The sequence below is a fragment of the Sphingopyxis sp. YF1 genome, from assembly GCF_022701295.1.
Taxonomy (GTDB): Bacteria; Pseudomonadota; Alphaproteobacteria; order Sphingomonadales; family Sphingomonadaceae; genus Sphingopyxis.
On sequence record NZ_CP033204.1, the window covers coordinates 66,548 to 81,005 of the forward strand.

Below are 14,458 nucleotides of genomic sequence, written 5' to 3' on the forward strand. Positions count from 1 at the left end.
GCCGGTTCTCGGGTGGCCGGCAAGGTATGTCAAATATAAAATATGAAATCATATTTGACAATTATATCGCAATGCGGGAGCATGGGGCATGCGGGTGTCGGGGCCGTGCTCCCCGATGCAGCAGGGGGCGGGGCGTGCGGGGGCAAGCCCTGCCCCCATTTTCGGGGGAAGCGGGCGAGGGAGGCGGTGATGGAGGATGTGTCCACGAATCCTGCCTCCGGCCGGTCCGGCGGCTTCCTGCTGCTCGCGCCCGAAGACAATATCCTGATATGCGTGAAATCGGTGCCGCAGGGGGCGGTGGTGGACATCGAAGGCGCGGCCGTCGCGCTCCGCGCGGCGATCGAGGTCGGGCACAAGGTGGCGCGCATCGCGCTCGCCGCCGGCGACAAGGTCTTTCGCTATGGTTTTCCGATCGGCACGATGACCGCATCCGCCGCGCCGGGCGATCATGTCCACCATCACAATCTTGCCAGCGACTATCTGCCCGCGCACGGGCGCGATGCCGTACGGAAGGAAACGGGCGAATGACCGGCCAGGACCAGGTGTTCGAGGGGTTTCTGCGCTCCGACGGCCGCAAGGGCATCCGCAATGTCATCCTCGTCGTCTATCTCGTCGAATGCGCCCACCATGTGGCGCGCGCAATCGTCAGCAGGGCGGGCGACCTGTCGGTGCAGCTCGCCGGTTTTCCCGGCTGCTACCCCAATAGCTATGCCTATCGCATGATGAGCCGGCTCGCGACGCACCCGAATGTCGGCGGCGTCCTGCTGGTGTCGCTCGGGTGCGAGGGCTTCGACCGCGAGGGCCTGCTCGCGGATATCGCCGCAAGCGGCCGGCCGGTCGAAAGGCTGGTCATCCAGGAGGCGGGCGGCACGCGTTCGACGATCGCGGCGGGCCTTGCGGCGCTCGAACGGATCGGCGAGCAGGCGCGTGCGGCGCCGCGTGTGGCGATGCGCGTGGACGAACTGGTCGTCGGGACGATCTGCGGCGGCTCGGACGGCACCAGCGGGATTACCGCCAATCCGGCGGTGGGGCGTTGCTTCGACCGCCTGATCGGCGCCGGCGCGACGTGCATGTTCGAGGAAACCGGCGAACTGATCGGATGCGAGCGGATCATGGCCGACCGCGCGATCACGCCTGAACTGGGGCGGGAGATCGAGGCGGCGGTCGCCAAGGCCGCACGCTATTATACGACCCTCGGTTACGGCAGCTTTGCCCCCGGCAACGCCGACGGCGGGCTCAGCACGCAGGAAGAAAAATCGCTCGGCGCCTATTCGAAATCGGGGCGTTCGCCGATCGCGGGGTTGATCAAGCCCGGCGACATCCCGCCCGCGCCGGGGCTCTATCTGATGGACGTGGTCCCCGACGGCGAGGTGCGCTTCGGTTTCCCCAATATCTCGGACAATGCCGAGATCGTCGAGATGATCGCCTCGGGATGCCACCTGATCCTGTTCACGACGGGCCGGGGATCGGTCGTCGGTTCGGCGATCGCCCCGGTCGTCAAGATTTGCGCCAATCCCGAAACCTATGCCCGCCTTGCGGAGGACATGGACGTCAATGCCGGCCGGATCCTGCTTCAGCAGGCCGGGCTCGACGAGGTCGGCGGCGAAATCTTCGCGCTCGTGCTGGCGGTCGCGGCGGGATCGCCGAGCGCCTCCGAAGCACTCGGGCACCAGGAATTCATCCTGACCTACAAGAGCTTCGAGGCGGTCGGACCGGCCTGCCTGCCACTCGCCGCGCGCGCACCTTGACGCCGGGCGCAGTGGTGCATGGCGCCAAATTTTTGTTTCTCCTCATCGCCTTTGGAGCGCTATCGGCGTCTTGAGACGGATCGCACTCGCTCGCCGCGGACCGGCGCGGGCAATAATCGGTCAAGGACCGGCCGGACCTTTTCATCAATCTTGCTCGAAACGACCAGTACAGGGCGCGAAGATATTTCGGCGCTCAAAGCTTGTCGTCGGCGGCCGACTGCGGCGGGGCCCGGCTTGACTTTCCCGGCGCCGCACGGGACAATGGACGCACCATGTCGACGTGCGCATTCCTGAGGCTTTCCGCCCACCACGCAGGCCGCCGGCTCGAAGGCTAGCGGCCCCGGCTCCGCGATCGGCGGGCCCGGGGCTGTTCGGCTTTCCCTTTTGTATCGGCCGTGAGCCGATCGAGAGTTCAGCATGGATTTCCAGATGTTTTTCGCGCCCGACGGGCGCCCGGGCGCGCGTGCGTCCGCCGTGACGTACCGCCCTTCGAAACCCTGCCGCCTCGCCCCGGGGGAGACGGCGCGATGACCGACCGACATTCCCGCGAGGCGATCTTCGCCGATCTGCTGCGCGCGGCGGGGCTGCGCGCCGAAAAGATGCTGCGCGCGCCATCGGACGGCGTCCGTATCCGTGCGATCGGCGACGACGGCTTCACCGAAATCGAACGGCTCGAGCTCTCGCCACTTGCCGAGGACCAGTTTGTGGCGGTGGCGCTGCGCCTTGCCGGGCACACCGCCGCGCGCCCGCTTTCGGTCGCGCTGTCGCAGCATTTCCATATGCCGGCACCCGCGATCGCGATCGAGGCGCAGCGCCGGAACGTCTGGTCCGACGTCGAGCGCGCGGGGTTGCCGTTCGAAAAGGCGGGCGAGATCGTCGGAGCCTTTGTCCGCGATTGCCCGCCCGGGCACGAGGATCCCGGCGCGCTGATGCGCGCGCACGCCGCACTCTACGCCGACCTCTGGGGCGATCCGCGTATCGGTGCCACCGCCGCGGCGCGGCGGATCATGCTCGCGATGGTGACAATTCTCCACGAACGCTCGCTCGAGCTCAAGAGCCGGGTGGTGGCGGTGCAGGCAGGGCCGTGACCATGGCGTGCGGGACCGCGCGGCCTTGCCGGCCGCGCGGCGCCGGCGTCATGGGGTCCGGGCGAGGCCGGCATGGTTGAAATCCTGTCGGGGTTCGCCGCCCACAGCCGGACAATCGGCGAAATTTCGGGAATGATCTTCGTGCTCGGGATCGTGGCGCTCTACGGGCTCGTCTTCGCGCTCGTGCGCCGGCCGTGGCACGGGTGGTTCGTGCTGTTCGTCGCGGCGACGACCACGGCGCTGCTCGTGATTGCCGGCTCCTGCGATGCCCGTCGCAAGTGCGCCCCGCCCGTCGCGGCCTCGCCGTCGGCGGTGGGCGGCGCAGACGCGTCGCCGCGCGCCTTGCCCGTCGCCGCACCGGCCGGGAACGAAGGGCGGCGGTCATGACCTCGCGCTGGCGGGCCCCTTCCGACCATGTGATCGAGTTCGAGGCGCTCCTGCTGCGCTATCCGCACCTCGATGGACACGAGGTCGCGCGGCTGGTGGACCTCTTTCACCGGCTGTCGATGATCGATCAGGCGATTATCGCCTCCGATCCGCGTCTCGCGCCCCGGGCCGACGCCTTTTTCGCCGATCATCGGGCGGCGCTCGCCCTCCCTTGGAGCTGGCGCGCGCTCGCGGTGGCCGCGCTGGCCGTCGTCGGCGCGGCGCTGTTCGTCGTCCTCGCCGACTGATCGGGCCGCGATGCGACTATTCCCTCCCGTGACGGACGTCGACCCGGTTGCCCGATGGACCGGCGCGGCGTGCCGTGCGGTGCCGCCGCTCGTCGCGGTCGCATCGCCGGTGGCGCCCTTTGCGCGTCACAGCGCCCCGCCGCGGCGGCGCTGCTTCGTGATGCTCAACTGAGAGGGCCGTCCGGGTGTGCACCTGGTCGTCCGGCGCCGATGCCGGGCCTCCACCGCACCCGGACCTCGCACGCCATCTGCTTCCGATCATCCGCCCCCATCGCCAATGGAGCTTCCCTTGTTGTCCCGACGCTATCTTCCCTTTGCCGCCAGCCTCGCTGGCATGGCCGCAGGTTTCCTCCTGCTTCCCGTGCCCTGGTCGATCGCGGCGCTCGCCGTCTTTGCCACGCTGACGGGCGTGGGCCTTCTCGACCTGGCGCAGGCGCGCCATTCGGTCCGGCGCAACTATCCGATCGTCGGCCGGTTGCGCTGGTTCTTCGAGAGCATCAGGCCCGGAATTCGCCAATATCTGATCGAGGATGATCAGGAACAGACGCCCTTTTCGCGCAGCCAGCGTTCGCTCGTCTATGCGCGCGCCAAGAATGAAGTCAGCGATCGCCCGTTCGGGACGATGGTCGACCTCTATCGCAACGGCTATGAATTCATCGCGCATTCGACGCGCCCGGTTCCGGTCAGCGATCCCGCAACCTTCCGCGTTCCGATCGGCGGGGCCGATTGCCGCCAACCGTACCGCGCCTCGATCTTCAACATTTCGGCGATGAGCTTCGGCGCGCTCAGCGCCAACGCCATTCTCGCCCTCAACAAGGGGGCAAAGCTCGGCGGGTTTGCGCACGACACGGGCGAGGGCTCGATCAGCCCCTATCACCGCGAACATGGCGGCGACCTCATCTGGGAAATCGGAAGCGGCTATTTCGGTTGCCGCAACGCGGACGGCCTGTTCGACGAGGGCCGCTTTGCCGAGCAGGCGGCCGACCCGCAGGTGCGGATGATCGAGATCAAGCTCAGCCAGGGCGCCAAGCCGGGGATGGGGGGCATTCTGCCCGCGGCCAAGATCACCGCCGAAATCGCCGCGACGCGGGGTATCCCGCGCGGGCGCGACTGCATCTCGCCGTCGCGCCACGCGGCCTTTTCGACGCCGCTTGAATTTGTCGAATTCATCGCGCGGCTGCGCCACCTGTCCGGCGGCAAGCCGATCGGATTCAAGCTGTGCATCGGTCAGCCGTGGGAATTCATGGGCATCGTCAAGGCGATGCTCGAAACGCGTATCATGCCCGACTATATCGTGGTCGACGGCGGCGAGGGCGGCACCGGCGCCGCGCCGCTCGAATTCACCGATCACCTCGGCATGCCGATGCGCGAAAGCCTGCTCTTCGTCCACAACACGCTCGTCGGCGCGGGGCTTCGCGACGCGATCAAGGTCGGTGCGGCGGGCAAGATCGTCAGCGCGTTCGACATTGCGACCGCGATGGCGCTCGGCGCCGACTGGACCAATGCCGGGCGCGGTTTCATGTTCGCGATCGGCTGCATCCAGTCGCTGGCGTGCCACACCAACCGCTGCCCGGCGGGGGTGGCGACGCAGGACCCCGTGCGCCAGCGCGCGCTGGTGGTGCCCGACAAGGCCGAACGCGTGCACAATTACCACCGCAACACCTTGCTCGCGCTGTCGGAGATGATCGCCGCGGCCGGGCTCAGCCATCCCGGCGAACTCAGCCCGCATCATCTGGTCCGCCGGGTCAGCCTGACCGAGATCCGGCTTTTTTCGCAGCTCCACATTTTCCTCGAAAATGGCGAACTGCTCGACGGTGCGTCGGATCGCGACTTCTATGGTGCGGCGTGGCGCCTCGCCTCGGCGAAGAGCTTCGACCTGCCGCAATGACGATGCGTCGGCCGGCTGCTCCGCTCCGGCGCCGGACCCGCCATCGCCCGGGCGGCCGGCACCGGGGCGACGGCCCCGATGGTCAGCGCCGAACCGTGCGCGCGCGCCATGCGGACGGGGAGGCGCCCGTCCAGCCGTGGAAGGCGCGCGTGAAGGAACGCGCCTCGGCATAGCCCAGCGCTTCGGCGATTGCCTCGACGGTCGCGTTGCTCGTCGCCAGCAACCGCATTGCGCGGTCGCGCCGCACCTGTTCGCGCAGCATTGCCGCGCTCGTCCCTTCGGCGCGGAGCAGGCGGCGCAGCTTGTGGGTCGATAGTCGCGTGGCGGCGGCGAGCTCGGCCAGCGTCAGGTCGGGGCTCCGCGTGAGCAGCTGGCGCACCGGCCGCGCGATGCTGGCGTCGCTCGCGGGGATGGTCATGATGTCGAGCGGCGCCGCGGCGATCATCGCCTCCAGTTCCTGCCGCGTGCGGCGGATCGGCGCGTGCAGCGCGTGCGCGTCCATGACGATCCGCCGGCCCGCGCCGTCGAAGCGATGGCGGCAGGGGAAGAGATATTTGAATTCCTCGAAATAGGTGTCGGGGCGCGGATAGTCGAACTCGGCCGACAGCAGCGAAATCGTCTCGCCCGCCAGCCAGCAGGCGAGACGGTGCCAGATGATCATCCAGAATTCGCTGAAATAATGATCGGGGTCGAGGTCGGGGCGGGCGAAGCGCACCTCGACTTCCAGCCCCGCCGTCCCGGTCCGGATCCCGGTCGCGATCCCCGCATCGAGCAGGTTGTAGAAGCGCGCCGCGCGCGCCAGCCCATCGGCGACGTCGCCGCCTTCCAGCGCCAGTTCGCAGGCAAAGGCAAAACTTCCGGGCGCGGTGCGGCGCGGCGTATAGCCCATGAATTCGTCGTCGAGGCCTGCCCAGATATGGCGGACGAGCCGCGCCATCGCCTCGACCGACCCGCGCCATCCCGGCACCGCGAAATCTTCGGGATCCAGCCCGGTCCCGGCGACCAGATCGCGCACGGCCATTCCTGCGCGCTCGGCGCCGCGGGTGCACACCGCGAAATAATAGCCGTCGATCGTCGCCATGATGTCTGTGCATTATGGTGAGTTTTCCTCGCCTGTCATGCCCTGTTTTGCCACCCCCGATGCACGCTAGGCGGCACTTTCACCAACTTCGGGAGACTGTCATGACCATCCATCCGCGCGAGGAATCCGCCGCCGACCGCTGGGCGCGCTTCGCCCCGATCGTCACCGGCGACGATTATGTCGCCTCGCTCCGGGACCGCGGCGTCGAGGTCTGGCTGTTCGGCGAACGCGTCGAGGAACCCGTCGACCATCCGATCATCCGCCCGTCGATCAACGCGCTCAAGATGACCTACGACCTCGCGCTCGCCGACCCGGACCTTGCGACCGCGCACAGCGACCTGATCGACGCGCCGGTGAACCGCTTCCTCCACATCGTCGGATCGCCGCACGATCTGGTGATGAAGAACCACATGCAGCGCAGGATGGGCCAGCTCACCGGCACCTGTTTCCAGCGCTGCGCGGGGCTCGACACGATCAGCGTGCTCCATTCGATCACCTGGGACATCGATGCGAAGCACGGCACGGCGTACCACCCGCGCTACCTGGAGTTCATGCGCCACGCGCAGCGCAACAACATCATCATCGGCGCCGGCATGACCGATCCCAAGGGCGACCGCTCGAAGCGCCCACACGAACAGGCCGACCCCGACATGTTCCTCCACGTGACCAGGCGCACCGACGCGGGCGTCTATGTCACCGGCGCCAAGGCGCACATGACCGGCGGGCTCAACTCGCACTGGATCTGCGTGATGCCGACGATGAACATGGGCGAAGCCGACCGCGACTTCGCGATCGTCGGGCTGGTCCCCGGCGACACGGCGGGCATCACCTATATCTACGGCCGCCAGTCGTGCGACACGCGCGCGATGGAGGCGGGCGACATCGACCAGGGCAATGCGCGCTTCGGCGGGCAGGAGGTGCTCGTCGTCTTCGACGATGTCTTCATCCCGCACGAACATGTGCTGATGGACGGCGAATATGAATTCGCGCAGGACATGGTCGCGCGCTTCACCGCTTACCATCGCGCCTCATACGTCTGCAAAACCGGGCTCGGCGACGTGATGGTCGGCGCGGCGGCGCAGGTCGCCGACTATAATGGCGCCGAAGCCGCGAGCCATATCAAGGACAAGCTGGTCGAGATGACCCATCTCAACGAGACCATCTATTCTTCGGCCATCGCGTCGAGCCACGAGGCGAAGCCGCTGCCCTCGGGCATCTATATGAACGACGCGATGCTCGCAAACGTCTGCAAGCATAATGTGACGCGTTTCCCCTATGAAATCTCGCGCCTCGCGCAGGATCTCGCCGGCGGGATCATGGTGACGATGCCCTCCGACGCCGATTTCAAGAACGAGGCGATCGGCCCGATCCTCGAGAAATATATGAAGGGTAAGCACAATGTCCCGGTCGAGTTTCGCCAGCGCATCCTGCGGCTGATCGAGAATATGACGCTCGGCCGCAACGCCGTCGGCTATCTTACCGAGTCGATGCACGGCGCGGGCTCGCCGCAGGCGCAGCGAATCCAGATCTTGCGCGGTATGGAGGTCGAAACGAAGAAGGGGTTCGCGCGCAATCTTGCCGGAATCGCGGAAGAATAGCAGCTGCGCGAGCAGATGGACGGGAGAGGATCGATGACCATTCCGGTGATCGCGATCTGCGGCATCGCGACCGACGAAGCGAGCTGGCGGGATATGCCGGTCACGCGCGTCTTTGTACCGCGCGGGGGCAGCATCGCGGCGATGGCAGATGCGATCCTCGCCCAGTTGCCCGATCGCTTCGCGCTCTGCGGACATTCGATGGGCGGCTATGTCGCGCTCGAAATCGCACGGCAAAGCGGCGGGCGCCTTGCCGGTCTTGCGCTGCTCGGCAGTTCGGCGGCGGCCGATACGCCCGAACAGCGCGCGGCGCGCGACGCGGTGATCGCGCAGGCCGGGCAGGATTTCGACGGGGTCGCCGAAAGACTGGCCCCTGCAATGCTGTCGCGCGCGAGCCGTGCGATGCCGGGACTGCTCGCAGAGATCCGCGCGATGCTGATGCGCTGTGGTGGCAGTATCTTCGCCGAACAGCAGGCCGCCGCCGCGGCGCGGCCCGATTATCGCGCGTCGCTCGCTTCGATCGCGGTGCCGACATTGGTGCTGGCAGGCGACGCCGATCGCATCGTTGCGCCCGACCGGTCGCGGGAGATTGCCGATGCGATCCGCGGTGCGCGGTTCGAATGCGTTCCCGATTGCGGCCATGTTCCGCAACGCGAAGCGCCGGGGCCCGTTGCATTCTTTCTGCGGCAGTGGGCGGATGGGGTCACCAGGCCGCGATCCGGCCGGTGACGATCACACTGTCGTTGCCCCGGCGATAGGGGATGACATGCGGCGGCAGCGGCACGGGCCGGCTGCCTTCGGGCCAGCCGTCGCGAACCTCGGCCAGCCTGACCTCGACCTGCCCGGGACGGACGGCGGTCAGCGACAGGCGCACCGCCTCTTCGCCGCTGGCATGAAAGATCATCTGCGACCAGATGCCGGCCTTGAGCGTGCCCGGAACGGGACGGTCCATCAGCCGGATGCCGGTCAGTTCGACCGATGGTTTCAGGAAGATCCGCATCGAACGCCCGCGATTGGCGTTGCGCGCCGCGATATCGATCCGGTGCGCCCCACCCTGTGCGGTAGCGCCGACCGTGAGCGACGGCGGGGCGAAGGCCGCGGGCCGCGCATCGGCGATCCAATGATCGTCCCGGGAGAGCGGTGCAATCGAGCGCAGTCGGGGCGTGTCGCCGTCGCGCGCCAGCGCCGCCCGCGCCCAGCCGCGGCTGTCGGGGAGGGGGGTGGTCCATTGGGCGGTGCCGGTGACGACGTTGCTGACATGGAAGACCTCGACGAGTTCGGGGCTGGCCGCCGAGGGGGTGCGGCCGGCGAGCCCGGCGGCGCCCGAAACCGCCAGTCCCGCAGCGATCGCGACGAGCCCGGCGGGGCGGAGGCGGCGCGCCGCCCAGAGCAGCGGCGCGAGCGCCAGAATCGCGAGCAGCACGAAAGGCGCGATCGCGGCGGGAAAAATCGTCCCGACCATGACGAAAAAATCATAGCCCGAACGCGCCATCAGCCCGGCGAGCAGCGCCGCGGACAGCGCCATCGCGGCGAGCCCCGCGGGACGCGCGGCGCGCGCGGGCGCGAAGAGCAGCAGCGCGGTCGCGGGCACGAGCAGCAGCAGCGGCCAGACCAGCGCGTGCGCGCCGCTGGGCAGCAGGATCTGGAGCAGCAGCGCGAGCAGCGCGACGAGCGCCACCGCGCCCGCGAACCAGCCGGCGAGCGCCGCGCGGCGCCCGAACCCGGCGAAGGCGAACAGCGCCGCCGCGCCCCCCGCGACGAGCGGCGCGGGGCTGAATTCGCCGAGCAGCGCGCCGAGCAGGCCGACCGCCGCGAGTGCGAGCGCCACCGGCCAGCGCCGCCCGCCGCGCGCCGCGCGATCGAGCAGCAGCGCGCCGCCGCCGAACCCGGCGAGCAGCATCGCGGGCAGCAGCCAGCCGGCCTGCCCGACGAGCGCATAGGGGGACGCGATGCCACGCATCAGCAGCGCCGCGAGGCGCAGCGCGAGCATCAGCAGCGCGGCGATGCCGAACAGCATCGCGAGCAGCCCGCCCGCGCCCGCCAGCGCATCGCGCCAGGCGACCCTGCGCCGCGCGAGGGCGACCGCGAGCATCGCGAAGGTCGCGCCGACCGCGGCGATCGCGAGCAACCAGCCGGCCCACGACGGGTAGACGAGGAGATATTGGCCGAACAGGTCGGCGAAGACCATGTCGCCGCCCGCGTCGCCGAGGCGTTCCGCCCCGGCGAGGTCGCGCACCAGCGGCAGCACCTGGTCGCCCATATGCTGGACGCTGGCGGGGTTGAGCCCCGCCGCGGTCGACAGCGGCGTGTGATAGGCCATCTGGTGCCCGACGAAGGCGAAGTTCATGCCCGCATGGCCGCGATCGAGCGCGCTGGTGAGGTCGGTGTCGTTGGGCATCCGCTTGTAGATCGTCACCATCAGCGAATCCGCCGCGGGCGAGGGGGCGGTGCGCGCATAGGCCTCGATCAGCGCGCGGTTGCCGGCGCTGGTCTGGAACATCAGCGCGCGGCCGCTGTCGCCGCGCGCTTCGAGGTTGACGACCAGCCCGGTCCGGCCGCGCCAGGGGTCGCTTTCGAAAAAGGCGGTGGCGCCCAGCAGTCCGGCTTCTTCGCCGTCGGTGAACAGGAAGAGGACCGATCGCCGCAGCGGCCCCGCGGCCCTGAGCGCGCGCGCGGTTTCGAGCGCGACGGCGAGGCCCGCGGTGTCGTCGCCGGCCCCCGGCGACAGCGGCGCCGTGTCGTAGTGCGCCATCACGACGATCGCGGGGAGCGTCGGGTCGCTCCCCTTCAGTTCGCCGACGATGTTCCGTACCCGGCCGCCGATCGCGAAATCGGCCGAATTGCGGCGCGTCAGCGTCACCGTCTGGGAGCGCACCCGCGGTTCGAGCCCGAGCGCGGTCATGCGTTCGACCAGATAGGCGCGCGTTTCCTCGATCGCCTGCGAACCGATCGGATGCGGTTTCGCGGCGATGACGCGGACGTCGTGCATCGCGCGCGCCGCCGAGAATGCGGTGCCGGGCGCGGTTTCGGGCGCGGGGGCGGGGAGCCGGTTGGCGAGGCAGGCGAGCGCGACCGCGGCGAGGACGGCGAGCAGCGCGAGGAGCCAGCGGAACCCGTCTCGGGTGGGGCGCGGGGTTTCGGCGCCGCGATTTCGGGTCTGCATGATGTCGTCTTTCCTCCCCCGGCGCGTGTCGACCGGCGGCGAACCTTTTTCAAAATTTTCCGATTTGTCAAATTCTGACCTGTCCGGGTCGCTCGGGCGTGCAAATCGCGGCCGGGCCGGCGCGCCGCCGGACGCGGCACGGCCGGGTCCGCGCGGGCTTTTGCTTGATCGGCGTGCAATCATGCAAATATATGCTAAATGAGAAAATCGATCGAAAGGACAGGAATGGCGTCGACGCGGGAAAAGCGGGCAGCAGGTGCCGAGCGGCGCGGCCCGGTGGACAGTAATCCGGGCGCGTTCCTGAGAGAATTTCGCACCGAAAAGGGCTGGACGCTGGTCGAGGTGAGCGAAAAGACCGGTATTCCGGTTTCGACATTGTCAAAAGTCGAAACGGGCAAGATGTCGCTCAGTTACGAAAAGCTGGTGCGGCTCAGCCGCGGGCTGGAAATCGACATCACCCGCCTGTTCGCGGCACCCGCCGCGCCGCCGGTGTCGACGCTGGCGGCGACCGGACGGCGGAGCATCACCCCCGCCAACGAGGGGCCGACCATCCGCACGGGCACCTATAATTACACCTATCCGTCGGCCGACCTGCTGAACAAGGCGCTCAACCCGATGATCATCGAGGTCGAGGTGCGGTCGATCGACGATTTCGGCGAACTGATGCGCCACCCGGGCGAGGAATATGTGCTGGTGCTGGAGGGGCAGTGCGAGTTCCACACCGACATCTATGCGCCGTCGCTGCTCAAGACGGGCGATTCGGCCTATTTCGACGCCTCGATGGGGCATGGTTATGTCGCGGTGGGCGAGGGGCCGTGCCGCATCCTGTCGGTGTGTTCGGCGCCCGACGCCGACCTGAAATCCTCGCTGCATCCGATCGATTGACGCCGGTCCGGGCCCGCCGCAGCCACGGCGAGGCTTTGCGAAACCCGGTTTTCCGTCCTTCTGGCCGCGCGTGTCGCGGTGCACGCTGCGCCGGTGCTGCCATCGCCGCGGCGCGTTGCCGCGCGCGATCGCCATTGACAAATTTCCGTTCTGGCTGTTTCTGTCTCTAAATTGAAAAAAATTTCAATTTGAGAAATTGACGATGAGCGGCCTCCGCGATGCGGCGCCGCCGGACGGGACGAGGGGCGCATGCGGTTTTTCCAATCCTTCAAGCTGATCGGTGCATTGGCGCTGGCGATGGTCGCGGCACCTGCGGTTTCGCGTCCGGCGGCGCCCGCGGCGCCCGCCGCGACGGCGCCGGCAGCGGCAGCGGCGGCGCGGCCGCTGACCAGGGCCGATGTCGATGCCTGGCTCGACGGGTTCATGCCCTATGCGCTCGAGCGCGGGCGCGCGGCGGGTGCGGTGGTGGTCGTAGTCAAGGACGGGCAGGTGCTGACGCAGCGCGGCTTCGGTTTCGCCGACGTCGCGAAACGGCGCCCGGTCGATCCGGAAACGACGCTGTTCAAGCAGGCGTCGGTGTCGAAGACGATCACCTGGACCGCGGTGATGCAGATGGTCGAGGCGGGCAGGATCGACCTCGACAGGGATATCAACGCCTATCTCGATTTCAGGATTCCGCCCCGGCAGGGCAAGCCGGTGACGATGCGCCAGCTGATGACGCACACCGCGGGGTTCGACGAGGTGCAGCGCGGGCTCAACAGTTACGACCTCAAGGATATTCCGACGCTGGGCGCGGCGATGAAGCGGCAGGTGCCGCCGCGCATCTATGCCCCCGGCACCACCCCCGCCTATTCCAACTATGGCACCGCGCTGGCGGGCTATATCGTCGAGCGGGTGTCGGGCCTGCCCTTTGACGACTATGTCGAGCAGCGCATCTTTGCGCCGGCGGGCATGACGCACTCGACCTTTCGCGCGCGCCTGCCCGCCGCGCTCGAGCCGCTGCTCGCGAACGGTTACCTGCTCGGGTCGGGCAAGCCGGGCAAGCCCGAGCTCAACAGCTTTGCGCCGGCGGGCGGGCTCGCCGCGACCGGCGCCGACCTGGGGCGGTTCATGATCGCGCACCTCGACGACGGCGGCGCGTTGCTGCAACCCGCGACGGCGCGGCTGATGCACGACAGCATCACGCGGGCGATCCCGCCGCTCAACGGCATGGCGCTCGGTTTTTACGAACAGAATATCAACGGACGGAAAGTCCTGTCGCACGCGGGCGATTCGATCGTCTTTCACAGCCAGCTGTGGATGTTCCCCGGCGAGAAGGTCGGGCTGTACATGTCGATGAACGCCGCCGGGTCCGACAAGGTGTCGGCGGCGATCCGCAATCATCTGTTCACCGCCTTTGCCGATCGCTATTTCCCCGGCGCGCCGCATGACGGGCGGGTCGACGCCGCGACCGCGCGCGCGCACGCGCGGATGATGGTCGGCACGTACAACAAGACGCGGCGGCTGGAGACGAGTTTCCTGAAGGTCGCCGAACTGGGCGGGCAGATGAAAGTCGGGCTCGACGCCGACGGCGGCATCCTGTTCAAGGCGGCGCCCGGGATCGGCGGTGCCGATCGCAAATGGGTCGAGATCGAACCCTTTGTCTGGCGCGAGGTCGGCGGCCCGATGCGGCTGGCGGCCGAGGTGAAGGACGGCCGCGTCGTGCGTTTCGGCATCGATTCCTCGTCGCCCTTCATGCTGTTCGAACCCGTGCCCTGGTACAGTTCGAGCGCGTGGCTGACCCCGGCGCTGCTCGTCGGCCTTGCCGCGCTGTCGCTGACCGCGCTGTCGTGGCCCGTCGCGGCGCTGGTCCGCCGCCATTATGGTGTCCGGCCCGCGCGCAGCCCGGCCGAATGGCGCGCCTATCGGCTGACGCGCGCGCTGTCGGGACTGGCGATCGCGGTGCTCGTCGGCTGGCTGCTGTTCGGGACCGCGCTGTTGTCCGACTTTTCGTCGATGAACGGCGAGCTCGACTGGGCGCTGATCGCGCTCCGGGTCGCCTCGCCGCTCGTCTTTGGCGGGCTGTTCGCCGCGGCGGGGTGGAACCTGTGGCTGGTGTGGCGCGGTGCACCGGGGAAATTCGTGCGCGCGTGGAGCGTCGTAGTCTTCGCGAGCGCGGCGGTGCTGCTGTGGATCGCGGTGGTTTTCCACCTGATCGGATATGGAACCGCCTTTTGAGTGCGGTGCCCGTCGCACGCGGCGTGTCGATTTCGTTTGAAATTTCAAAAATAGAAAATTATGACCTGATCAGGCATGATCGAGCGTGACGGGGACAGTTGCGACGAGCATGTGTCTTT

13 protein-coding genes are annotated in these 14,458 nt (G+C 68.2%); 11 read left to right on the forward strand and 2 right to left on the reverse strand.

Annotated features, from left to right (window positions below; translation table 11 throughout):
• Window positions 1-189 precede the first annotated feature (189 nt).
• The 7 genes from EAO27_RS00380 to EAO27_RS00410 all read left to right on the forward strand — a co-directional run bounded on the left by EAO27_RS00380 (window position 190) and on the right by EAO27_RS00410 (window position 5,398).
• Window positions 190-528: a UxaA family hydrolase gene (locus tag EAO27_RS00380; RefSeq protein ID WP_242775860.1), complete on the forward strand. Its 339-nt coding sequence runs from the start codon at window positions 190-192 to the stop codon at window positions 526-528.
• 14 nt (window positions 529-542) lie between these two features.
• Window positions 543-1,748 (forward strand): UxaA family hydrolase, encoded by a 1,206-nt coding sequence (locus EAO27_RS00385; protein ID WP_242780368.1) that lies wholly within the window; start codon window positions 543-545, stop codon window positions 1,746-1,748.
• Between the two features lie 527 nt (window positions 1,749-2,275).
• Complete coding sequence (locus EAO27_RS00390; RefSeq protein ID WP_242775863.1) at window positions 2,276-2,836, forward strand: hypothetical protein; 561 nt, start codon at window positions 2,276-2,278, stop codon at window positions 2,834-2,836.
• A gap of 72 nt (window positions 2,837-2,908) precedes the next feature.
• The gene (locus tag EAO27_RS00395; protein WP_242775865.1) at window positions 2,909-3,223 is read left to right on the forward strand and encodes a hypothetical protein; all 315 of its coding nucleotides are present in this window, start codon (window positions 2,909-2,911) and stop codon (window positions 3,221-3,223) included.
• Complete coding sequence (locus EAO27_RS00400; protein WP_242775868.1) at window positions 3,220-3,510, forward strand: hypothetical protein; 291 nt, start codon at window positions 3,220-3,222, stop codon at window positions 3,508-3,510. Before EAO27_RS00395 ends, EAO27_RS00400 begins: the two co-directional genes overlap by 4 nt.
• A 28-nt stretch (window positions 3,511-3,538) precedes the next feature.
• Window positions 3,539-3,682, forward strand: coding sequence for a hypothetical protein (locus tag EAO27_RS00405; protein WP_242775871.1), 144 nt, complete (start codon window positions 3,539-3,541; stop codon window positions 3,680-3,682).
• Between the two features lie 162 nt (window positions 3,683-3,844).
• On the forward strand, window positions 3,845-5,398 hold the full coding sequence (locus tag EAO27_RS00410; protein WP_242780370.1) for an FMN-binding glutamate synthase family protein: 1,554 nt from the start codon (window positions 3,845-3,847) through the stop codon (window positions 5,396-5,398).
• A gap of 82 nt (window positions 5,399-5,480) precedes the next feature.
• On the opposite strand, the gene EAO27_RS00415 is transcribed toward EAO27_RS00410, so the two are convergent.
• Entirely contained in the window at window positions 5,481-6,479 is a 999-nt protein-coding gene (locus EAO27_RS00415) for an AraC family transcriptional regulator (RefSeq protein ID WP_242775875.1), read from the reverse strand.
• Between the two features lie 101 nt (window positions 6,480-6,580).
• Between EAO27_RS00415 and EAO27_RS00420 the strand changes: the two genes are divergently transcribed.
• Together EAO27_RS00420 and EAO27_RS00425 are read left to right on the forward strand one after the other, a co-directional pair.
• A complete protein-coding gene (locus EAO27_RS00420) occupies window positions 6,581-8,077 on the forward strand; it encodes a 4-hydroxyphenylacetate 3-hydroxylase N-terminal domain-containing protein (RefSeq protein WP_242775878.1) in 1,497 nt (498 codons plus the stop codon).
• 33 nt (window positions 8,078-8,110) lie between these two features.
• Window positions 8,111-8,803 carry an alpha/beta fold hydrolase gene (locus tag EAO27_RS00425; protein ID WP_242775881.1) on the forward strand — a complete coding sequence of 231 codons (693 nt, stop codon included), beginning with the start codon at window positions 8,111-8,113 and terminating at the stop codon, window positions 8,801-8,803.
• Here EAO27_RS00425 and EAO27_RS00430 read toward each other — a convergent pair.
• A complete protein-coding gene (locus EAO27_RS00430; RefSeq protein ID WP_242775884.1) occupies window positions 8,778-11,237 on the reverse strand; it encodes a M20/M25/M40 family metallo-hydrolase in 2,460 nt (819 codons plus the stop codon). The genes EAO27_RS00425 and EAO27_RS00430 overlap by 26 nt on opposite strands.
• A gap of 276 nt (window positions 11,238-11,513) precedes the next feature.
• Between EAO27_RS00430 and EAO27_RS00435 the strand changes: the two genes are divergently transcribed.
• A complete protein-coding gene (locus EAO27_RS00435) occupies window positions 11,514-12,122 on the forward strand; it encodes an XRE family transcriptional regulator (RefSeq protein WP_242775886.1) in 609 nt (202 codons plus the stop codon).
• A 249-nt stretch (window positions 12,123-12,371) separates the two neighbouring features.
• The gene (locus EAO27_RS00440; protein WP_242775889.1) at window positions 12,372-14,339 is read left to right on the forward strand and encodes a beta-lactamase family protein; all 1,968 of its coding nucleotides are present in this window, start codon (window positions 12,372-12,374) and stop codon (window positions 14,337-14,339) included.
• Window positions 14,340-14,458: the final 119 nt, after the last annotated feature.

Bases quoted from the DNA above. Each gene is read 5' to 3' on its own strand.
- EAO27_RS00380 (WP_242775860.1), top strand. From the start codon at position 190: ATGGAGGATGTGTCCACGAATCCTGCCTCCGGCCGGTCCGGCGGCTTC.
- EAO27_RS00390 (WP_242775863.1), top strand. From the start codon at position 2,276: ATGACCGACCGACATTCCCGCGAGGCGATCTTCGCCGATCTGCTGCGC.
- EAO27_RS00395 (WP_242775865.1), top strand. From the start codon at position 2,909: ATGGTTGAAATCCTGTCGGGGTTCGCCGCCCACAGCCGGACAATCGGC.
- EAO27_RS00400 (WP_242775868.1), top strand. From the start codon at position 3,220: ATGACCTCGCGCTGGCGGGCCCCTTCCGACCATGTGATCGAGTTCGAG.
- EAO27_RS00410 (WP_242780370.1), top strand. From the start codon at position 3,845: ATGGCCGCAGGTTTCCTCCTGCTTCCCGTGCCCTGGTCGATCGCGGCG.
- EAO27_RS00415 (WP_242775875.1), bottom strand. From the start codon at position 6,479: ATGGCGACGATCGACGGCTATTATTTCGCGGTGTGCACCCGCGGCGCC.
- EAO27_RS00420 (WP_242775878.1), top strand. From the start codon at position 6,581: ATGACCATCCATCCGCGCGAGGAATCCGCCGCCGACCGCTGGGCGCGC.
- EAO27_RS00425 (WP_242775881.1), top strand. From the start codon at position 8,111: ATGACCATTCCGGTGATCGCGATCTGCGGCATCGCGACCGACGAAGCG.
- EAO27_RS00430 (WP_242775884.1), bottom strand. From the start codon at position 11,237: ATGCAGACCCGAAATCGCGGCGCCGAAACCCCGCGCCCCACCCGAGAC.
- EAO27_RS00440 (WP_242775889.1), top strand. From the start codon at position 12,372: ATGCGGTTTTTCCAATCCTTCAAGCTGATCGGTGCATTGGCGCTGGCG.